Below are 21,970 nucleotides of genomic sequence, written 5' to 3' on the forward strand. Positions count from 1 at the left end.
GGCCCGTTTTCACGTGATACCGAGGCAATATGTTAGAGTTTGAAGGCAAGGTCATCGAAACCGATGCCCAGGGATATCTGAAAGATAGCGGCGACTGGCAGGAAGACATGGCTCCACTATTAGCAGAGCAGGAAGGCATCACGCTCACCGAGGCGCACTGGGAAGTGGTGCGTTTTGTCCGGGCGTTTTACCTCGAATTTAATACATCCCCTGCTATCCGTATGCTGGTTAAAGCCATGGCCCAAAAATACGGTGAGGAAAAAGGCAACAGCCGTTATCTTTATCGTCTGTTTCCCAAAGGCCCGGCCAAGCAGGCGACCAAAATCGCCGGGCTGCCAAAGCCGGTGAAATGTATCTGAGCATCCAGACCGAACAGACTGGCTCCGGGGTCAGTAACGGATAGAAAAATCCCGCTCATCCGGTGCTGCATGGGGCTCAGTCAACACCTTATCCACCCGAGCATGACGCGGCCCCCCTTGCTTTAACCAGGCCAGCAGTTGCGCGACGTCACGCTCTTCGCCACTGGCGACAATTTCCACACTGCCGTCATCACAATTTCGGACATAACCACACACCCCCAACTGTCGGGCCTGGAGTTGGGTGTGGTAGCGAAAACCGACGCCTTGAACCATCCCGTAAACCCACACAATCACGGACATTGTCGACATCTTTTCCTCCTCCTCTGTCACATCGGTGTTGTGTAAAAATGCATCAGGGTTAACGCCTTTTTACCTGCATCCAGCCTATTATTAATACAGCAGGAAGACTGACTGGCTTGTTACCTGAATGAACATCACCACCACGCCTGATGACTTGAAAATCACACGCCGTCCCCCCATTTAGGGTTCGTAATACGTTTCTCGGGAGGTCATATGATTAACTGTAAATTCACCATCGGACAGCAGATTCGTCATAAACTGCTGGGGTACCCAGGCGTCGTCATTGATATTGATCCTGAGTATTCCCTTGCACAACCCAAGTGGGAAGAACTTTCAGTCAACGACACCTTGCGAACGGCCCCGTGGTATCACGTAGTGATGGAAGATGAGCATGGCCGCCCTATTCACACCTATCTGGCGGAAGAACAACTGATCAACGAAGGGCCCAACCCTTCCGATCACCCGTCGCTGGATGAACTGGCGGCCACCATCCGACGCCGCGCACCGCGTCTGCTGCACTGACACCACACCCATCACCCATGAACGTGATGCGATGTGGTGTGATAAGTGCAATATACGCCTGCCGTTAGTGGCGCTCCTGATAGGAACCTGAGGCGAGAGGCTTACTTTCCCAACCCCAGGCGGGGAATTTCGATTTTAGGGCAACGATCCATCACGACCGATAAACCGGCGTCATGCGCCAGCACTGCTGCCGCCTCATTGATGACGCCAATCTGCAGCCACAACACACGCGCCCCAATCGCAATCGCCTCCTGAGCGATTTCAAATGCCGCATTCGACTGGCGAAAGACATCCACCATATCTACCGGCTCTGGAATCTCAGCCAGCGACGCATAGACGTGTTGCCCAAGCAGTGTCTCCCCCGCCAGCCCCGGATTAACCGGAATCACCCGATAGCCTTGCTCAAGCAGATAGGCCATGACCCCATAACTGGGCCGTGAGGGATTATCGCTGGCACCAACCAGCGCGATAGTCTTCACCTCGGTGAGTAGCTTTTTTATGTCGTTATCTTGCATGGTTGCCTCCGTGACGATTAACCCGACACACGCCCGCGCACACATGAAGGAGATCAGGCACTGTCTGGTATCAGTGTAACGCAGAATATCCATGGCGATGTGTGTGTCTGCTCAATCCGCCCGCTGACACCCAGTGCACACGCCTCCTCTCCCTACCACTTATTGATAACCAAATATTTCAATTTTAAAATTTTGACACATTCTGCTTGTTACTGAACAATACGACGATGAGATCCATGATGAGGTTTGTATGAAAACCATTTCTGCTATCGCCGCCACGTTGTGGCTGATCACCTTCAGTTCTCTGGCGATGGCAACGACGCTCAAGCTTCGGCCTGACATCGAGTTGGTGATGGTGGATGGGAAGAAAGTCCCAGGTTCATTGCTCAATGGTGCCGACAGCCTGGAGCTGGAAAAAGGCTATCATCAAATTGTCTTTCAGGTGCTCAAATCCGTAGGCTCTTCAGTTGGCACCAAACAGACTTACCGTTCGCCCGGCCTGATCGCCGTATTTGACGCCCGCACTCTGAGTGAAGTCGCTATCCGGCTTCCTGACCTGGACAATCCTTCAACACGACAGAATTTTAGCCAGACCCCCGACTATCAACTGGTAGACAGCAAAAATCTGCCTATCCCTATTCGTACCGACGTGCTACCCACAGGTGACGCCGAGTTATCCGGCGAAATAGAAAAACGCATGGCTGACTACAACCGCTCAGGCCAACCGGCAGCCGCCATCACGTTCGCGCCGTTACCGTCAGCAAAGGCATCTACCACACCCAACGCCGCCGCCAACCCGCTCGATCCACTCAGCATCATGCAATACTGGTTTCAACAGGCGGATAAAAACACACGCCAGCGTTTTCTGGAATGGGCAAAAGACAGAGAAAGCCAGTAAGCATGCTGATTTTACAGGCAAAAACGGCTGTTTTTGGAAAGATGCTCGCATTTTTTCAGTCTGCCACTTTCCACTGAAACCGCGTTTCCGTAATCTGTGAAAACTATACTGATCGAAATTATACTGTTCGAAGGATGTCGCCATGGAGTACACCACCCGCACAATCGAGGTGCATAAGCACATTGCACTGGTTGCGCACGATCACTGTAAAGAATCGCTGCTGGAATGGGTTACCGCTAACAAAACCCAACTGGCGGAGCACCATTTGTATGCTACCGGCACAACAGGCAACCTGATCCAACTGCATACCGGCTTGCCGGTCAGAAGCATGCTGAGTGGGCCGATGGGCGGTGATCAGCAGGTGGGAGCCCTGATATCCGAGGGCAAAATCGACATGCTGATTTTCTTCTGGGATCCATTGAATGCCGTGCCGCACGATCCGGACGTTAAGGCGCTGCTGCGTCTGGCAACGGTATGGAATATCCCGGTGGCGACCAATCGCTCCACAGCCGATTTTCTGATTAATTCCGCGCTGTTCCGCCAGCAAGTCTCCGTCACCATCCCGGATTATCAGCGTTATCTTCAAGGGCGCCTGAGATAAGCCTGCATTTTTCGCCACCACTGGCCGGTGATGACCGGCCGGTTTTTCCTGCAAAAGTCACCAATAAAACCAGGCTTAACCCGGTTTACGCGGCATAGGTACACCCAACTGGTGTAAATCGTCCACAAATACAGACGGCTCATCACGACTGTACAACAGCCATACCTGATGTTTTGCCCGGGTCAGTGCCACATACAGCAATCGCCGCTCTTCTGCATCCGGGAACGGTTCCGGACGAGGCAATAATACGGCTTCCAGTACCGATTCACGCACAGGTGCAGGAAACCCATCACGTCCCTCATGCAGCCCCAGTACAATCACATAATCCGCCTGTTGCCCTTTGCTGGCATGAATTGTCATGAAATCAAGGTGTAAATTCGGCCAACGGGTCTGAGCCTTATCCAACACATCCGGACGTAAATGGTGATAGCGCGCCAGTATCAAAATGCGCGCCCCTGATGTCACATAACCGCTCATCTTGTCCAGCAACGCGTCCAACTGTTCTTGTTCCAGCAGCACGACTGATTTTTTATCACCGTCTCGCAGGCTGTTGAGCGTTTTTTTCAACTGCGCCGGATTTTGTTGAATAAACCGACTCGCAATCTCGCCGATGCGGTGGTTAAAGCGATAGGTGGTATCCAGAACACATTGCGCCCCTTCACCAAAATGCTGCTCAAACGCCGTTGTCAGCGTCAGCTCAGCACCGCTAAAGCGATAAATCGCCTGCCAGTCATCGCCCACCGCAAACAGACTGTTATCAGGCGACTGGCGACGCAGCGCCTCCAGCAAGCGGGCGCGCTGGGGCGAGATATCCTGAAACTCATCCACCAATATATGGCACCACGGACTGATAAAACGGCCTTTATCCAGATAGTTGACGGCCTGATGAATCAAGCCAGAGAAATCTACAGCGCCTTCGTCTTTCAGGGCTTTTTTCCAGGCTTTTAGCAGCGGGGCCATTAACCGCAGCCGTTGCTGGAATAGTGGACGCGTTTCATTATCGGCTAAGGCTAACATTTCACTCTGTGTACCGCCTTGCATCCGCATCAACCCCAGCCAGCGCTCCAGCCGCCCAGCCAGCCTCGATGCAAGCGCGCTATCCTGCCAAAAGTTTCCCTCCGGCAACGTCCACTCCAGCTCTTCCGTCAGCCACTGCCGCCACCCTTTTGCCTGGGTCTTCTTTTCATCACACTGCTGCTGCCAATGTCGGCTCAAAAATTCCCGCCGGTACGCCCCATCTGTTTCCAGCCGACTGATCACCGGTACCTTGCGGCTGCACTGCTGAATAATGTGCAACGCCAGCGCATGGAAAGTCATTGCCCGCACATCGTCAGTATGCAGCCGCTCCAGAATACGGCTATTCATTTCCTCTGCCGCCTGTCGGCCAAACGCCAGCAACAGAATCTGTTGTGGCGACGCCTCCCCCCGATGCAATAACCAGGCAGCACGCGCCACCAATACCGACGTTTTGCCACTACCCGCACCAGCCAGCACCAACACGGCATTTTCACCATTGACCACCGCCTGACACTGGCTGGGGTTTAAGGGTGAGCTTTCCACCGTATCGAAAAACGCGCTCTGCGTAACCAGCGTTGTTTGCGTCCAGCGCTGGTTAGCCTGTTGACGCTTCGCTTCACCTTGCTCCAGCCAGCACAAGCACTGCTGGTAGTTATCCCGACACGCATCAAATTCATTCAAGCGAGCCAACGGCAACGGCAATGCAGCGAACCCGGCACGAATCTCTTGCTGAACGCGCACCAGCGCCTGACGGCTAAACCACCCATCCCGGTGTTCCTGTTCCGAAATCTCGTCGACCAGTCGTTGCAACACCGCGCTGCAAACGTCGCTCATTTCCTGGCTCCAGCTTTGCCAGGCCTTAAACAGATGACGAAAAAACTGTTGGGTTTCTTGCCACTCGGTACCGTGCAAACGCACGACTTTATCTTCCGGCAACTCGAACTCCAGCTCTCCCCAAATCAGCCCTTTTTTGCAGCGGATCGCCAGCAATTGATTGAATGGAATCAGATATTCATGCCGGTCGCCGCTAACATTGACACCGGCATTCAGTAATTGCACACGGTTGTAAGGATGCTGTGCCAGATGCTTACCTAACGCGGTCGATTTCAGTTCCATGATCCCAGAGCCATTTTCAGAAGACGTGTTCAACGTTATCGTTCACAAATTGTAGTGTAACCGCTATCTGACTCCGCACTCTAGCAACAAAAACGCGTTAGAATAACCTGACGAATAATGTGATAATTCTTTTCTCATCAGAGAGTTTGACCGAGGGTATTCCTATCATGCGAGCCGTACTCAATATCCTGAATTTCGTGCTGGGCGGTTTTTTCACCACGCTCGCCTGGTTGCTGGCTACCGTCGTCAGCATAGTACTGGTGTTTACCCTGCCGCTTACTCGCTCATGCTGGGAAATCACCAAATTATCGCTGCTGCCATACGGCAACGAGGCCGTCCACATTGACGAACTACGGCCGGAACAAAAAAATTCACTGCTGAATGCCAGCGGCACGCTGCTTAATGTGTTCTGGCTGGTCGTTTTCGGCTGGTGGCTGTGCCTGTCGCATATTGTCAGCGGCATTGCACAATGTGTGACGATCATCGGCATACCGGTTGGCATCGCCAATTTCAAAATTGCCGCCATTGCGCTTTGGCCGGTGGGGCGCCGCGTTGTATCGGTAGAAGAAGCGCAAGCGGCAAGGGAAGCCAACGCCCGTCGGCGTTACCAGTAATCAGGGTGGATGATCATCGTGCAACAGAACGTCACAACCAGTCTGCGGCGGGTTATCTATAACAGTAGTTGGCTGTATAACCTGCGGATTCTGATAGCACTCAGCGGTGTGGCGCTCGTGCCCTGGTGGCTCGGGGTCTCGACCAGCACTATTCCGCTAACACTGGGCGTGGTGGCCGCGGCGTTGACTGACCTTGATGACCGCTTGTCCGGCCGTCTGTTCAATCTGATCATTACGCTCGCCTGTTTTCTGGTGGCATCCGTATCGATAGAGCTGCTCTATCCACATCCCTGGTTATTCGCCGTTGGGCTGGCTGGCTCAACCTGGAGCTTTATCCTGCTAGGGTCGTTGGGGCAGCGCTATGCCACTATCGCTTTTGGCGCACTGCTGATAGCCATCTACACCATGCTGGGTATATCGCTTTACAGCGACTGGTATCAGCAACCGTTTTTACTGTTGCTGGGGGCACTGTGGTATAACCTGTTGACGCTGCTCGGCCACCTGCTGTTTCCCATTCGCCCATTGCAGGACAACCTGGCCCAATGCTACCAGCAGTTAGCCCACTATCTGGAAATCAAATCCAATCTGTTCGACCCCGACCTTGATGACAACGACCAACCGCTGATTGACGTTGCCATGGCTAACGGCCAGTTGGTTGATACACTCAATCGGGCCAAAGCGTCGTTGCTGACCCGTCTGCGCGGCGATCGCGGCCAGCGCGGTACCCGACGCACACTACACTATTATTTTGTCGCGCAAGACATTCATGAGCGGGCCAGTTCAGTACACATTCAATATGAACAACTGCGGCATATGCTGCGCTACAGCGATGTACCTTTCCGGTTTCAACGCCTGTTGTTTATGCTGTCCCGCGCTTGCCAGCAGGTGTCGCAATCCATTTTATTGCGGCAGAAATACCAGCATGATTACCGAATCGAACGGGCCTTTTCCCATCTCGACGCGGCTATCGACAGGCTGGCGGCTCAGGGTGTGGAAACCTTATACATCAAAGCACTACGCTATCTCCTCAATAACCTGCAAGCGATTGATGCCCAGCTCATCAATATCCAGTCCGAGCAGACGCTTGAACGCCACAATCATCGCCTGCCGGTAGAAAGTCGGTTATCGGACGATAAAATTACTGGCTGGAGCGATATCCGGTTGCGTATCAGTCGCCATCTCACACCGCAATCTTCACTGTTTCGTCACGCGGTGCGTATGTCGCTGGTGCTGTGTGTCGGCTATGCGATTATTCAATTTACCGGTTTACACCACGGTTACTGGATCCTGCTGACCAGCCTGTTTGTCTGCCAGCCTAACTATAACGCCACTCGCCGACGTCTGGCGCTACGTATCCTTGGAACGTTGGGCGGGGTGCTGATTGGGGTGCCGCTGCTGTACATCGTGCCGTCACTGGAAGGACAACTGGCGCTGATTGTTATCAGTGGGGTGCTGTTCTTCGCGTTTCGCACGGTGCAATACGCTCAGGCCACGCTGTTTATCACCTTGCTGGTGCTGATGTGTTTTAATCTACTGGGAGAAGGTTTGGAAGTCGCCATCCCCAGAGTCGTCGACACATTACTGGGCTGTGGTATTGCCTGGGCAGCGGTCAGTTTTATCTGGCCAGACTGGCGATTCCGCGGCCTGCCTGCGGTGATCAATAAAGCCATGGACATGAATTGCCGCTACCTCGATGCCATTATGGTGCAATATCATCAGGGCAAAGATAACGGACTGCCTTATCGAATTGCCCGGCGTGATGCCCACAATAGCGATGCGGAACTGGCCTCGGTGGTGTCCAATATGTCGGCCGAGCCGCATGCCCGGCCGGGTTCACTGGAAAACGCCTTCAGGCTGATGTGTCTCAACCATACCTTGCTGGGATATATCTCCACGCTGGGAGCGCATCGGGAACATATTCAGTCGACTGAAACACTGCAATTGCTGAACGACGCCGTTTGTTACGTCGATGATGCGCTTCATCAGGACAATCGCGACCAGACCACGTTGGATAAAGAACTGGAAGCACTGAAACACCGCATCCATAGCCTGTCGCCGGAGCAGGACAGTCAGGAACAATTGGTATTACAACAGATTAACCTGATAATCGGCCTGTTGCCGGAACTGACGCAACTGAAAAACCAGATGATTGCTGAAGAAAATCGACCACAGGAACCGATGCATCGGAATCGACAACAGACCTCTGCCCACTAATTCAGTCTGGGGGGTCTCAAGGCTCGGGGACTGGCCTTCTCGAACCACTCGAGCAATTCGCTGCGTATGCCTTGCGGCAGCGCAGCCTGGTGTACACCACAAATCGCACCAGCCAATGCCAGCAGTACATTCACACTCAGATTCTGGCTAATGGTGCGCAGTTTCAGGTAGCTGGTTTTTGCGCCAAGACGGTGTAGCTCATCGATGTTTCTGATGCCTACCTTCCAGAGTAACCGCTCCAGATCATGATTGATATTTGGCAGGTCTTTTAGCCTGATACAACGCTTTCTGGCCGCTTTATCCTGCCGCGCGCCCTGCAAAGATAATCGCGCCAGCTCCAGCAGCGCTGACTCATCCTGCCAGAGTGACTCCGCGACCAAATAATAATTGAGCGGTACCGGCAAACCGCGTTTGGTATAGATGAGTTTTGGCGCGCACTCTTCGAGAAAAAACGCTTCATTATGACGAGCCGCCCGCAAATAGAGTTCTCCGCCGGATACCAACGCGAAAATCACGCCATCCGCCGCAATACTGTAACCACCGAACTGTGAGCGAGAGAAAATAGTTCCCAATGAGGAAAACACGGTTTTCGCCTGTAAAATCCTTTTTTCACATAGCTTTTTCATTACTTATTCCTTGTATTGAATGTTTTTCCCTGTTTACCAAAGACATCTGCAACGGGAACAATTAATTAAACACAGCAAAACCCGGTCTTCAAATACAAAACATGTCATACCGGCAATAACATGACGATTATGCGAAGCGCTTTCAGAAATTCCGGTTGATCTTTACCCACACAAAAGATACTGTACACCCATACAGTATAACTGTGAGGTAAAGAAACTATGCGTACTCAAACCATCCGTTCTCGTCATGTCTGCAACACGTCACGCCTGGGTCATAACGCGATGCCTCAAACCGCTTCCAGCGGCTTCATCAGCGAAATCGTCTATGGTGACGACCACCCCATGCTGACGCCATTACTACTGCCGTTGTTGCAGCAATTGGGTACGCAATCACGCTGGCTACTTTGGCTTTCCCCACAGCAAAAACTGAGCCGCCTGTGGCTACAACAGACAGGATTACCACTGGAAAAGATGATCGAGCTTCATCGCCTCAATCCGGTATCGACTGTTGATGCGATGGAGAAGGCGTTAATGACGGGTAATTACAGCGTCGTTCTGTGCTGGCTGCCAAACGAACTGAATAATGAACAAAAAATGCGGCTGCAAAGAGCGGCACAGCATGGAAATACCTATGGATTCATCATGCGTCCAGAGGGAGAAACAATCACAAGACCATTTTCCACACTAAAGATTCACTCAAGATTGTATCATTGAATGAATATTAGGATTTTTCTTACAGGGATGTCGCTGGTTATCTGTAGCCCGCGCAAACACAGCGCCGGACGTGTTATTGCGGAGCACTAATATTAAAAGAGATCAGGGGAATCTGACAAAATCGTCCATTATTTGTTAGTAATTATGTATGAACGACTGATTTTTTCATGGCGTCTGTCACATCATACTTGTAACTTTCTCACCACGTTGTAGACTTTAGCTCGCTGGAGTTGCCCTTTCATAATGCCAGTTCACTGGCAGCACGTAATTAGACCAAGGGCAATATCTCCGAGAAAGGATTTTAACCAAAGGCTAATTAGCTTACAGCGCTGATTGCCGATTTGGATGATAATGAGGCGTAAAATGAAAAAAACAGCTATCGCGATTGCAGTGGCACTGGCTGGCTTTGCTACCGTAGCACAAGCCGCACCGAACGATAACACCTGGTACGCAGGTGGTAAACTGGGCTGGTCCCAGTACCACGATACCAACCTGACTGGCAATGGTTACAACGCAACCAACGCTGCGCAGAGCCAACTGGGTGCCGGTGCATTCGGTGGCTATCAGGCTAACCAGTATCTGGGTTTTGAAATGGGCTATGACTGGCTGGGCCGTATCAAATATAACGGTGGCAACCAGGGTAGTTTCAAAGCTCAGGGTATCCAACTGGCTGCTAAACTGAGCTACCCGATCGTTGACGATCTGGATGTCTACACCCGTCTGGGTGGCTTTGTATGGCGTGCTGACAGCCATGACAACTCAGGTCGTAACGATAACGACACTGGCGTTTCTCCGCTGGCTGCTGTTGGTGTTGAATACGCCATCACCAAAAACTGGGCAACCCGTCTGGATTACCAGTGGGTGAACAACATTGGTGACGCTTCTACCGTTGGTGGTCGTCCTGACAATGGTCTGCTGAGCGTGGGTGTTTCTTACCGTTTCGGTCAGGAAACTGCTGCTCCGGCTCCGGTTATTGCTCCAGCTCCGGCTCCGACCCCGGCTCCGGCCCCGGTTGTTCAGACCAAACGCTTCACCCTGAAGTCTGACGTTCTGTTCAACTTCAACAAAGCGACTCTGAAACCGGAAGGTCAGCGTTCTCTGGACCAGCTGTACACTCAGCTGAGCACCCTGGATCCGAAAGACGGTTCAGTAGTGGTTCTGGGCTTCACCGACCGTCTGGGTTCCGACCAGTACAACCAGACTCTGTCTGCTAAACGCGCACAGACTGTTGTTGATTACCTGGTTCACAAAGGCATCCCGTCTAACAAGATCTCCGCTCGTGGTATGGGTAAAGCCAACCCGGTTACCGGTTCTACCTGTGCTAACGTGAAAGCACGTGCAGCACTGATCGAATGTCTGTCTCCGGATCGTCGCGTAGAGATCGAAGTGAAAGGCATCAAAGACGTAGTGACTCAGCCTCAGGCTTAATTGCCACTGAGCATGCGTTAGTGGAAAAAGCGGTAGCCCTATAGATGATTCTATAGATTTACGTTACCGCTCTTCCCTGCCAGAAAAACAGCCTCTGCTTACGCGGGGCTGTTTTTTATTAGCGCCACTCCGTATTTTCATTATCGGCCATAGCCTCCCACAAATGAGTGCGGACAGCCGTGTTTTCATGGGTATAACTATTATCATAAGCACAAGTAACGTCATCAATATAAATGCCTTTCAGGATATAAATATCCTTACCGCATAAAACCTCACGATAGCTATACAAATTCTCCCTGCTGCATTATCAGGTTATCGGTACGTTGGTGTACTGATTCCAGTGCCACTCATGGCTCGGCCGAGAATACCGTCAGTGATAAATAAACTGATGTCACATCACATACGACAAGCACTACTGACCTGCTACCAGGGGAGTAGCTCACATAGCCTTGCTGGCTTTTGCCATCTGAGGGTGAAAAACGTAGGTGGATTGTTCAGACTGGTCTCATAACTCATATCACTGTGATGATAAATATCATGGGAAAAAATAGCAGGTCATGCTCAATTAAAATACAAACGGAAATAGCAGCAGTAATATATTTACATTCCTCATCAGCTCACAGGAAAATTGCGTTCACTGCAAGTGAAGCCATCAAATCGCTTTTCCTCAGTATTCTTTTAGTGCTGAAAGCACTATAAATAAGAAATGAAATAACCTCGGTAACGCAGACTACAAATAAAGCTGATCTCACGGTAAATAATATGGTTCACAAGCACGATGGTGGCGATCTGGCTTGCTACCAGATCGCCCATAGCTATGCGGTTAGCGCACACCAAACCATGCCCGGCTTCAGGCACTGGCGCTATTGAGCTGTTCAATCTCATGAGGCTTTAACGCCAGCCGGGTGGCACTAGCCAACTCCGCAACCTGCTCTACCGAGGTCGCACTGACTATCGGGGACGTTACACTGGGACGCGCTATCAACCACGCCAACGCAACCTGAGCAGGAGTGGTGCGATGAGCTTCCGCAATCTGATCCAGTGCGTTCAAAATCGCCAGACCGCGCGGATTGAGATAATGATCGATCACACCCTGGCCACGCGCACTTTTTACCGCATCGGCAGCCGAGCGGTATTTGCCCGACAAAAAGCCGCTCGCCAGCGAGTAATAACCGATCACCCCTAACCCATTCGCCTTTACTACCGGTTCCAGCGTGGTCTCATAATGCTGACGATCATACAGGTTGTATTCCGGTTGCAGCGTTTCATAACGCGCCAAATGGTTATCTCTGCTCACTTGCAGCGCTTGTGCCAGACGCTCACCGTCATAGTTGGAAGCACCGATAGCTCGCACCTTGCCTTCGCGAATCAACGTATCGAAAGCCGACAAGGTTTCCTCCAGCGGGGTGTGCTTATCATCCTCATGCGACTGATAGAGATCGATATAGTCTGTTTGCAGGCGTCGCAGCGAATCTTCCACCGCCCGGCGGATATAAGCCGCCGATAATCCGTGCCGATCATCCCCCATATTCTTGCCGACTTTGGTGGCAATAATGACGCGATCGCGGTTTCCACGCCGCTTCAGCCAGTTACCGATTATGCTTTCCGATTCGCCGCCCTTATTACCGGGAGCCCAGGCAGAATACACATCGGCGGTATCAATAAAGTAGAGACCTTGACTGAGCAAGGCATCCAGTACCTGAAACGAGGTTGGCTCATCAATAGTCCAGCCAAATACGTTGCCGCCAAAGGTCAGTAACGGCACCCGAATTCCCGATTGTCCCAACTCACGTAACGCATCAGACGCAGGCATTGTCATCTCCTTGTGCTTACATTTTCCCTACAACCAACATGCTGGCAGGGAACTTTCATCACAGCATTTTTCGGTCTGGCATGATGAAATATTGAGATATCTCCCAGACAGAAGCGAATGCTATGAGACCCACGCTTTAGTTTAGGTTATTTTCCGCGATATAATTCCGGTTTTGCGTCTTACGTCGCATTTTAGGCGCAATCGTTACATAAAATGACGACCAAAAATCGGCCCCTATCATAATTTGGAGCAAACATGTCCAACATTCTGCAATTTATCCTGGCCCTGATCGTTGTCGCTGGCCTGTCACTGCTGGTGTGCCGCGATCGCAAAAGCATTCGCGTCAGGTATATTGTTCAACTTTTAGTCATTGAAATTCTGCTCGCCTATTTTTTCCTCTACTCCAGCGCAGGACTGGGTTTCGTGACAGGGTTTGCGAGCTTGTTTGACAAACTGCTCGGCTTCGCAGGTGAAGGTACCACCTTCGTCTTTGGCAATATCGGTAACAACAGCTTTGTGTTCTTCCTGAAAGTACTGTGTCCGATCGTGTTTATCTCCGCACTGATCGGTATTTTGCAGCACATCAGAGTACTGCCATTCATTATTCGACTGATTGGTACCGTTCTGTCCAAAGTTAATGGTATGGGCAAACTGGAATCGTTCAACGCGGTCAGCTCACTGATTCTCGGTCAGTCTGAAAACTTCATCGCTTACAAAGACATTCTGGGGCAGATGTCTGAAAAACGCATGTACACCATGGCGGCAACCGCGATGTCGACAGTATCCATGTCCATCGTCGGTGCCTACATGTCGATGCTGGATGCAAAATACGTGGTCGCGGCGTTGGTGCTCAACATGTTCAGCACCTTTATCGTGTTGTCGCTCATCAACCCCTACGACACCAGTGAAGAAAAAGAACTGCACCTGAGCAATCTGCATGAAGGCCAGAGCTTTTTTGAAATGCTGGGTGAATACATTCTGGCCGGTTTCAAAGTGGCGGTTATCGTTGCTGCAATGCTGATCGGTTTTATCGCGCTGATCGCCGGTATCAACGCACTGTTCAGCGCGGTATTTGGCCTGAGCTTCCAGGAAATTCTGGGTTATGTGTTCTACCCGTTAGCCTGGGTGATGGGTATTCCTAAAGCTGAAGCGCTGCAGGTAGGCAGTATCATGGCCACCAAACTGGTGTCCAACGAGTTTGTCGCCATGATGGAATTGCAGAAAGTAGCCGGTCAATTGTCACCGCGCAGCGTAGGTATTCTGTCAGTCTTCCTGGTGTCGTTTGCCAACTTCTCATCGATTGGTATCGTTGCAGGGGCTATCAAAGGCCTGAACGAAGCACAAGGCAACACGGTTTCCCGCTTCGGTCTGAAACTGGTTTATGGTTCTACCCTGGTGAGCCTGCTTTCCGCCGCTATCGCCGGGCTGGTGCTGTAACACGCCCGTCCTGATAATGACACGGTGCTGACATACTCAGCACCGTTCCCCGGTGTTAACTACGCCGGGGATTCTTTTTCTACAAACCCTGACATATGTTCCATATTTCCTCCATTTTTGTCCTCCGTTAACTGTTTACACTAGTATTATTATATTCAGTGTTTCATGGGCTTATCTTAGCCTGTGCTGATTGGAGGTTCCGTCCATAACTATGAACGCCGCACGCTTATTTCGTTTCTTGATACTGCTTGTTGTCATTGCCGCGGCGTTTTTCGCCTGGCGTTATTTCCGCCCCTCACAATCAGATTCTGCCAACGAGGCAACAACCGCACAGCACGCATCACCTCAGGGACAAGGACAAAATCGTAGCGGCAGCGGACGCCGGGGCTCTACCGCACCACCGCCGGTACAAGCCGCACTATCCTCATCCTCTTCAGTGCCCTATTACCTCTCGGGTCTGGGGACGGTTACCGCCGCCAATACCGTCACGGTCCACAGCCGGGTCAGCGGCCAGTTGATGGCCATCCACTTTCAGGAAGGGCAGCAAGTCAAAGAAGGCGAGTTGCTGGCAGAGATCGACCCGCGCCCGTTTCAGGTAGCACTGATACAAGCACAAGGGCAGTTGGCCAAAGATCAGGCGTTGCTGGTCAATGCTCGCCAGGACTTAGTCCGTTACCAGCAGTTGTCCAAAACCAATTTGGTGTCTGGCCAGCAACTGGATACGCAGGAATCGCTGGTACGCCAATATGAAGCGACGGTGAAATCCGATCAGGGCGCTGTCGCCAGCGCACAATTGCAATTGGATTACAGCCGTATCACCGCACCGTTCAGCGGCCGCGTCGGCCTGCGTCAGATTGACATCGGCAACTACGTGACCAGTACTGACAACCTGTTGGTATTAACGCAAACCCATCCGATCGATGTGATATTCACCGTGCCGGAAAGCGATATCGCCACCGTGTTGAAAGCGCAGAAATCCGGCCAGCCAGTCCCCGTTGAAGCCTGGGATCGGGGCAGTCAGCGCATTCTCTCTCAGGGACGCCTGCTGAGCATGGATAACCAGATAGACGCCACCACCGGTACTATCAAACTGAAAGCCCGCTTCGATAACACCGATGATGCGTTGTTCCCCAATCAGTTCGTCAACATCAAGATGAAAGTCGATACCCTGCAAAATGTAGTGATCGCCCCTTCAGCTGCGATTCAGATGGGTAACGAAGGGCACTTCATCTGGGTATTGAACGATAAAGATCAGGTGAGCAAGCACATCGTCACCACCGGTATTCAATACGGCCAGCAAACCGTGGTTTCCAACGGGCTGAATGCAGGTGAGCGAGTGGTGACCGATGGGATCGACCGCCTGACCGAAGGCGCTCGCGTTGAAGTACTTGCACCCGCCGCGGCGGACAGCAAATCTACCGCCGGTGCCGAGAAGCCCCAGCATGCAAAATCTCAGCATAACGCGGAGAAATCCTGATGCAGGAAACGACGCCGTTACAGGATGCCGCGCTAAATACAGGTGGTGGACCGTCGCGCCTGTTTATTCTCCGGCCGATAGCCACCACCCTGTTGATGATCGCCATTCTGCTGGCCGGGATTGTGGGCTATCGAGCGTTGCCGGTTTCCGCACTGCCGGAAGTGGACTACCCGACGATTCAGGTTGTGACACTGTACCCGGGTGCCAGCCCGGATGTGATGACCTCAGCCGTCACCGCACCGCTGGAACATCAGTTTGGCAGCATGTCGGGCCTCAAGCAGATGTCGAGCCAAAGCTCCGGCGGCTCGTCGGTGATCACATTGCAGTTCCAGTTATCGCTATCGCTGGATGTGGCTGAGCAGGATGTTCAGGCAGCGATTAACGCCGCTACCAACCTGCTGCCCACCGATCTGCCGTTTCCCCCCACCTACAGCAAGGTGAACCCGGCGGACCCGCCGATCATGACGCTGGCGGTAACGTCCACTGCCCTGCCGCTGACGCAGGTGCAGGATATGATTGAAACACGCATCGCCCAGAAAATCTCGCAGGTGGAAGGTGTCGGGCTGGTAACGCTGGCCGGTGGTCAGCGGCCATCGGTGCGCATTAAGCTCAATCCTGGGGCGCTGGCCTCCTATGGCCTGAGCAGCGAAAGCGTACGTACTGCCATTACCGCCGCTAACGTCAACACCCCGAAAGGCAGTTTTGACGGCCCGGCGCGTTCGGTCACGCTCTCCGCCAATGACCAGATGCGTTCACTCGACGACTATCGCCAGTTGATTATCTCCTGGAAAAATAACGCACCGGTACGGTTGCAGGATGTCGCCACGGTGGAACAGGCGGCGGAAAATACCCGTCTGGCCGCCTGGGCTAATCAACATCAGGCTATTGTGCTTAACATTCAGCGCCAGCCAGGCGCGAATGTGATAGCTACTGCCGACCATATCCGTAATCTGTTACCGTCGCTGAAAGCCAGCCTGCCAAAATCGGTGGATGTCGCTCTGCTCACCGACCGCACGACCACTATCCGTGCCTCGGTCGATGATGTGCAGTTCGAACTGATTCTGGCTATCGCGCTGGTGGTGATGGTGATTTACCTGTTCCTGCGCAACGCCGTCGCGACGCTGATTCCCAGCATCGCCGTACCGTTATCGCTGGTGGGTACCTTTGCCGCCATGTATTTTCTCGGCTTTTCTGTCAACAACCTGACGCTGATGGCACTCACCATCGCCACCGGCTTCGTGGTTGATGACGCCATCGTCGTTATCGAGAACATCGCCCGTTATATCGAGCAAGGTGAAAAGCCGCTACAGGCCGCGTTGAAAGGCGCAGGAGAAATCGGCTTTACCATTATCTCGCTGACATTCTCGCTGATTGCCGTTTTGATCCCCTTGCTGTTCATGGGGGATATCATCGGCCGTCTGTTCCGTGAGTTCGCGGTGACACTGGCGGTGTCGATTCTTATCTCTGCCGTGGTGTCGTTGACGCTCACGCCAATGATGTGCGCCCGCTTACTAAGCCACCATTCATTGAGCCAACAAAACCGCTTTACCCGTGCCAGCGAGCGCTTTTTTGACACCGTCATCGCCTGGTATGGCCGTGGACTAACGCGTGTATTGAGCCATCCGTGGATTACCCTTGGCGTCGCACTGAGCACGCTGGTACTCACGGTCTTGCTGTATATCGTCATCCCCAAAGGTTTCTTCCCGATACAGGATAACGGCATTATTCAGGGTACAGTACAGGCGTCACAAACCATCTCTTTCTCCGGTATGGTGGACAAGCAGCAGCAGGCCACCACGCTTATCATGCAGGATCCGGCAGTGGAAAGCGTGACCTCATTTATCGGCGTGGATGGCACTAACGCATCGCTTAACAGTGGCAGGCTACAAATCAACCTCAAACCGCTGGATGAGCGCAGTGACCGTATCCAGGCCGTGATTGCACGGCTACAGCAACGCACTTCCACACTACCGGGCGTCCAGCTCTATCTGCAGCCGGTACAGGATCTGACCATCGATACACAGGTCAGCCGTACCCAATATCAGTTCACCCTGCAAACCATGTCGCTGGATGAACTCAGCACCTGGGTGCCAAAACTGGTAGCCGAGCTACAGAAGTTACCCCAATTGCAGGATGTCAGCAGTGACTGGCAAGACGGCGGTGCCGTCGCCTACGTTAAGGTCAATCGGGATAGCGCCAGCCGTCTCGGCATCACCATGTCCCAGGTGGACAGCGCGCTGTACAACGCGTTTGGCCAGCGGCTGATCTCCACTATTTATACGCAATCCAACCAGTATCGGGTGGTGCTGGAACAGCATCAGGACCACAACAACGGGCTGGAGTCACTGAATGATATCCGGCTTATCAACACCAACGGCGGCGTGGTACCGCTCAGCAGCATTGCGACCGTGGAAGAGCGCAAGGGGCCATTATCCATCAACCATATCGATCAGTTCCCTTCGACGACCATTTCCTTTAACGTCGCGCCGGGCTACGCGTTGGGTGATGCGGTAAAAGTCATTCAGCAAACGCAGCAGAACATGCAGTTACCCAGCGATATCATCACCCGCTTCCAGGGCAGTACGCTGGCATTCCAGTCGGCGCTAACCAGCACTATCTGGCTGGTGGTGGCAGCGGTGGTGGCGATGTATATCGTATTGGGTGTGTTGTATGAAAGTTTCATCCACCCGGTCACCATCCTGTCTACGCTACCGACGGCGGGCGTCGGCGCGTTACTGGCACTCATGGCCGCAGGCAGCGATCTGAACATCATCGCCATCATCGGTATCATTTTGCTGATCGGTATCGTGAAGAAGAACGCCATCATGATGATCGACTTTGCGCTGGCTGCCGAACGTGAACAAGGGATGACGCCGTATCAGGCGATTTATCAGGCCTGTCTGCTGCGTTTTCGCCCCATCCTGATGACCACCATGGCGGCGCTGCTCAGCGCCATTCCGCTGATGTTCAGTACCGGCGTTGGTGCGGAACTGCGCCGCCCGCTGGGGATTTGTATGGTGGGTGGTCTGGTGATGAGCCAGGTACTGACGCTGTTTACGACACCCGTTATCTACCTGCTGTTTGATCGTCTGGCACATCGCCTGCGCCGCCGCCAGCCGCAGGAAGGGGAAGCACAGTGAAGTTCTTCGCGCTGTTTATCCATCGGCCGGTCGCCACCACGTTGCTGGCGCTGGCGATAGCGCTGTGCGGGCTGCTCGGCTATCAGTTGCTACCGGTGTCGCCGTTGCCACAGGTGGACTACCCGGTGATTTCGGTCACCGCCACCATGCCCGGCGCCTCACCGGAAACCATGGCGTCGTCGGTCGCGACGCCGTTAGAGCGCTCACTGGGCCGTATTGCCGGTGTCAATGAAATGACCTCGATGAGCTCGCTGGGTAACACTCGCATCATCCTGCAGTTTGCGTTGGATAGAGACATTAACGGCGCGGCCCGTGACGTACAGGCGGCGATCAACGCCGCCCAGAGCCTGCTGCCGAGCAATATGCCTAGCCGCCCCTATTACCGTAAGGTCAACCCGTCTGACGCGCCGATCATGATCATCACGCTGACGTCGGACACCTACGGTCCGGGTCAGCTATACGACTACGCCTCGACCCAGGTTGCCCAGCGCGTTTCACAAATCGATGGGGTTGGCGATGTCACCATCGGCGGCAGCTCGTTACCGGCAGTCCGGGTCGCACTCAACCCACAAGCGCTGTTCAATCAGGGGGTGTCGCTGGATACCGTTCGCCAGTCGATCGCCCAGGCCAACGTGCGCCAGCCGCTTGGCAGCGTGGACAGTGGCAGCACTCACTACCAGATTCAAACCAATGACGAACTGAAAACCGCCAACGTTTATCGATCGCTCATCATCCACTACAACAATGGCGCGCCGGTGCGCCTGAGTGATGTGGCGACGGTAAAAGACTCGGTGCAGAACGTCCTCAACGCCGGGATGACCAACGCCAAACCGGCGGTGCTGGTGTTAATTCGACGCGCGCCGGATGCCAATATTATCTCCACCGTGGATGCTATCCGTGCCGCCATGCCTGAATTGCAGGCCATGCTGCCTGCGTCAATCAACCTGAATATCGCGCAGGACCGCTCGCCCACCATTCGTGCCTCACTGCGCGATGTGGAACGATCGCTGGCTATCGCGGTATCGCTGGTGATTCTGGTGGTGTTCCTGTTCCTGCGTTCCGGTCGCGCTACGCTTATCCCGGCCATCGCGGTACCGGTATCGTTGATTGGCACGTTTTCTGCCATGTACCTGTGCGGCTTTAGTCTGAACAACCTGTCACTGATGGCCCTGACCGTCGCCACCGGTTTTGTGGTGGATGACGCCATCGTGGTGCTGGAGAACATTTCCCGCCATGTCGAAGCCGGGATGAAGCCGTTACAGGCCGCGTTGCAAGGGGTACGGGAAGTCGGCTTTACCGTCGTCTCGATGAGCTTCTCGCTGATCGCCGTGTTTATACCGCTGCTGTTCATGGACGGCTTGCCCGGGCGTCTGTTCCGCGAGTTCTCGGTGTCGCTGTCAGTGGCGATACTGATTTCATTGCTGGTCTCCATCACCCTGACACCGATGATGTGCGCCCGACTGCTACGACCTCACGCCCCGCGCAGCCAGCCGCGTGCGCGTGGCTTTAACCGGTTGCTGCTCGGCTTGCAGCAAGGTTATGGTCGCACTTTACGCTGGGTGCTGAACCACTCACGTTGGGTCATGATGGTACTGTTGGGGACGATTGGCCTGAGCGTCTGGCTTTATATCAGCATCCCCAAAACCTTCTTCCCGGAACAGGATACCGGGCGGCTGATGGGGTTCATTCAGGCCGACCAGAGCATCTCCTTCCAGGCAATGAAACGCAAACTGCAGGATTTCATGACCATCGTGCGCGCCGACCCGGCGGTGGACAACGTCACTGGCTTTACCGGTGGAATGCGAACTAACAGCGGCTCGATGTTCATCAGCCTGAAACCGCTCGCCCAGCGTGATGTCAACGCGCAACAGGTCATCACCCGGCTACGCGCCAAACTGGCGAAAGAGCCCGGTGCCAACCTGTATCTGATGGCGGTGCAGGACGTGCGTATCGGTGGCCGTGAAGCGAATGCGGGCTATCAGTTCTCGCTGTTATCGGACGACCTCTCGGTGCTGAGAAGCTGGGAGCCAAAAATCCGCGATGCGCTGAGCAAGTTGCCACAACTGGCGGATGTCAGTTCTGACCAGCAGGACAAAGGGGCTGAACTGAGGCTGGTCTATGATCGTGATGCCATGGCACGGCTCGGTATCAATGTTTCCAGTGCCAACACGCTATTGAACGACGCCTTTGGGCAGCGCCAGATCTCCACCATTTACCAGCCGATGAACCAGTATAAAGTCGTCATGGAGGTTGACCCGGCCTATACCCAGGACCCAGCCTCGCTGGAGAAAATGTTTATTATCAACAACGACGGCAAGCCGATTCCATTGTCGTTCTTTGCCCACTGGCAACCGGCTAACGCACCGCTGGCGGTTAACCATCAGGGGCTATCGGCTGCGGCGACCATCTCGTTCAACCTGCCGGAAGGTGCCAGCTTGTCAGAGGCGACCACCGCGATTGAACGCACCATGACCTCACTGGGTGTACCGCCCACGATTCGAGGCCAGTTTGCTGGTACCGCGCTGGCGTTCCAGCAGTCCCAGCATTCTCAGGTTGTGTTGATTATTGCGGCGATCGTAACGGTCTATATCGTACTGGGGATTTTGTATGAGAATGTCGCCCATCCGCTGACCATTCTCTCTACCCTACCCTCCGCCGGGGTCGGCGCGCTCCTGGCGCTGGAATTGTTCAACAAGCCGTTCAGTCTGATTGCGCTGATTGGCATTCTGCTGTTGATAGGCATTGTGAAGAAAAACGCCATCATGATGGTGGACTTTGCGCTGGTCGCGCAACGGGAAGGGAAACTCTCCGCGCATGAGGCGATTTTCCGCGCCTGCATGCTGCGTTTTCGCCCGATCATGATGACCACCATGGCGGCGTTGTTCGGCGCGTTACCGTTGGTGCTCAGTAGCGGTGACGGCTCAGAGCTGCGTCAGCCGCTGGGTATCACTATCGTGGGCGGGCTGGTGATGAGCCAGTTACTGACACTGTACACCACGCCGGTGGTGTACTTGTTCTTTGACAGACTGCGCTGGCGCCGTCGTGAACGCAATGACGCCACCACGCATACAGAACCGTCAGCCTGATGCCACGTCAGTCGCCATTGCTGTATCTGTAATCGTCGCCGGGGTTCGCCCCGGCGCCTGCAAGGGACAGGATATTCCCGGGAGTAATACCAC

17 protein-coding genes are annotated in these 21,970 nt (G+C 53.5%); 12 read left to right on the forward strand and 5 right to left on the reverse strand.

From position 1 onward, the window contains the following. The first annotated feature begins 29 nt into the window (after window positions 1–29). Window positions 30–359: a sulfurtransferase TusE gene (gene tusE, locus DZE2538_RS13835; protein WP_038916599.1), complete on the forward strand. Its 330-nt coding sequence runs from the start codon at window positions 30–32 to the stop codon at window positions 357–359. Between the two features lie 30 nt (window positions 360–389). On the opposite strand, the gene yccX is transcribed toward tusE, so the two are convergent. After that, window positions 390–668 (reverse strand): acylphosphatase, encoded by a 279-nt coding sequence (gene yccX / locus DZE2538_RS13840; RefSeq protein ID WP_038914387.1) that lies wholly within the window; start codon window positions 666–668, stop codon window positions 390–392. Between the two features lie 204 nt (window positions 669–872). Between yccX and hspQ the strand changes: the two genes are divergently transcribed. Beyond that, on the forward strand, window positions 873–1,181 hold the full coding sequence (gene hspQ / locus DZE2538_RS13845) for a heat shock protein HspQ (protein ID WP_019844894.1): 309 nt from the start codon (window positions 873–875) through the stop codon (window positions 1,179–1,181). Window positions 1,182–1,282: 101 nt separating this feature from the next. Here hspQ and DZE2538_RS13850 read toward each other — a convergent pair whose 3' ends face one another. After that, window positions 1,283–1,696 carry a CoA-binding protein gene (locus DZE2538_RS13850; protein ID WP_023640416.1) on the reverse strand — a complete coding sequence of 138 codons (414 nt, stop codon included), beginning with the start codon at window positions 1,694–1,696 and terminating at the stop codon, window positions 1,283–1,285. 250 nt (window positions 1,697–1,946) lie between these two features. Between DZE2538_RS13850 and DZE2538_RS13855 the strand changes: the two genes are divergently transcribed. Together DZE2538_RS13855 and DZE2538_RS13860 are read left to right on the forward strand one after the other, a co-directional pair. Then, the gene (locus DZE2538_RS13855; protein WP_019844892.1) at window positions 1,947–2,594 is read left to right on the forward strand and encodes a DUF2057 family protein; all 648 of its coding nucleotides are present in this window, start codon (window positions 1,947–1,949) and stop codon (window positions 2,592–2,594) included. A gap of 142 nt (window positions 2,595–2,736) precedes the next feature. Further along, window positions 2,737–3,195, forward strand: coding sequence for a methylglyoxal synthase (locus DZE2538_RS13860; RefSeq protein WP_012885637.1), 459 nt, complete (start codon window positions 2,737–2,739; stop codon window positions 3,193–3,195). 75 nt (window positions 3,196–3,270) lie between these two features. Here DZE2538_RS13860 and helD read toward each other — a convergent pair whose 3' ends face one another. Beyond that, on the reverse strand, window positions 3,271–5,328 hold the full coding sequence (helD, locus tag DZE2538_RS13865; RefSeq protein WP_038916600.1) for a DNA helicase IV: 2,058 nt from the start codon (window positions 5,326–5,328) through the stop codon (window positions 3,271–3,273). Between the two features lie 167 nt (window positions 5,329–5,495). On the opposite strand from helD, the gene DZE2538_RS13870 reads away from it, so the two are divergent. Both DZE2538_RS13870 and yccS read left to right on the forward strand, forming a co-directional pair. After that, window positions 5,496–5,942 (forward strand): YccF domain-containing protein, encoded by a 447-nt coding sequence (locus tag DZE2538_RS13870; RefSeq protein WP_019844890.1) that lies wholly within the window; start codon window positions 5,496–5,498, stop codon window positions 5,940–5,942. 9 nt (window positions 5,943–5,951) lie between these two features. After that, complete coding sequence (gene yccS / locus DZE2538_RS13875; protein ID WP_038916601.1) at window positions 5,952–8,156, forward strand: YccS family putative transporter; 2,205 nt, start codon at window positions 5,952–5,954, stop codon at window positions 8,154–8,156. Here the strand turns inward: yccS and DZE2538_RS13880 are convergent. Beyond that, the gene (locus DZE2538_RS13880; protein WP_019844888.1) at window positions 8,153–8,782 is read right to left on the reverse strand and encodes a TfoX/Sxy family DNA transformation protein; all 630 of its coding nucleotides are present in this window, start codon (window positions 8,780–8,782) and stop codon (window positions 8,153–8,155) included. The genes yccS and DZE2538_RS13880 overlap by 4 nt on opposite strands. 219 nt (window positions 8,783–9,001) lie before the next feature. Here DZE2538_RS13880 and sulA point away from each other — a divergent pair, with 219 nt between their 5' ends. After that, window positions 9,002–9,496, forward strand: a complete 495-nt coding sequence (sulA, locus tag DZE2538_RS13885) for an SOS-induced cell division inhibitor SulA (protein WP_019844887.1) — start codon at window positions 9,002–9,004, stop codon at window positions 9,494–9,496. A gap of 363 nt (window positions 9,497–9,859) precedes the next feature. Next, the gene (gene ompA / locus DZE2538_RS13890) at window positions 9,860–10,924 is read left to right on the forward strand and encodes a porin OmpA (protein ID WP_023640420.1); all 1,065 of its coding nucleotides are present in this window, start codon (window positions 9,860–9,862) and stop codon (window positions 10,922–10,924) included. A gap of 850 nt (window positions 10,925–11,774) precedes the next feature. Here ompA and DZE2538_RS13895 read toward each other — a convergent pair. Next, a complete protein-coding gene (locus DZE2538_RS13895) occupies window positions 11,775–12,737 on the reverse strand; it encodes an aldo/keto reductase (protein WP_038916602.1) in 963 nt (320 codons plus the stop codon). Window positions 12,738–12,992: 255 nt separating this feature from the next. Between DZE2538_RS13895 and DZE2538_RS13900 the strand changes: the two genes are divergently transcribed. The 4 genes from DZE2538_RS13900 (at window position 12,993) to mdtC (ending at window position 21,877) form a co-directional block, all read left to right on the forward strand. Then, window positions 12,993–14,174: a NupC/NupG family nucleoside CNT transporter gene (locus DZE2538_RS13900; protein WP_016943329.1), complete on the forward strand. Its 1,182-nt coding sequence runs from the start codon at window positions 12,993–12,995 to the stop codon at window positions 14,172–14,174. 211 nt (window positions 14,175–14,385) lie between these two features. Further along, entirely contained in the window at window positions 14,386–15,651 is a 1,266-nt protein-coding gene (locus DZE2538_RS13905; protein WP_026357931.1) for an MdtA/MuxA family multidrug efflux RND transporter periplasmic adaptor subunit, read from the forward strand. Continuing rightward, window positions 15,651–18,791 (forward strand): MdtB/MuxB family multidrug efflux RND transporter permease subunit, encoded by a 3,141-nt coding sequence (locus tag DZE2538_RS13910; protein WP_038914394.1) that lies wholly within the window; start codon window positions 15,651–15,653, stop codon window positions 18,789–18,791. The genes DZE2538_RS13905 and DZE2538_RS13910 overlap by 1 nt, the downstream gene beginning before the upstream one ends. Beyond that, on the forward strand, window positions 18,788–21,877 hold the full coding sequence (gene mdtC, locus DZE2538_RS13915) for a multidrug efflux RND transporter permease subunit MdtC (protein ID WP_038916603.1): 3,090 nt from the start codon (window positions 18,788–18,790) through the stop codon (window positions 21,875–21,877). The genes DZE2538_RS13910 and mdtC overlap by 4 nt, the downstream gene beginning before the upstream one ends. Window positions 21,878–21,970 lie beyond the last annotated feature (93 nt).

The sequence above is a fragment of the Dickeya zeae NCPPB 2538 genome, assembly GCF_000406165.1.
Taxonomy (GTDB): domain Bacteria; phylum Pseudomonadota; class Gammaproteobacteria; order Enterobacterales; family Enterobacteriaceae; genus Dickeya; species Dickeya zeae.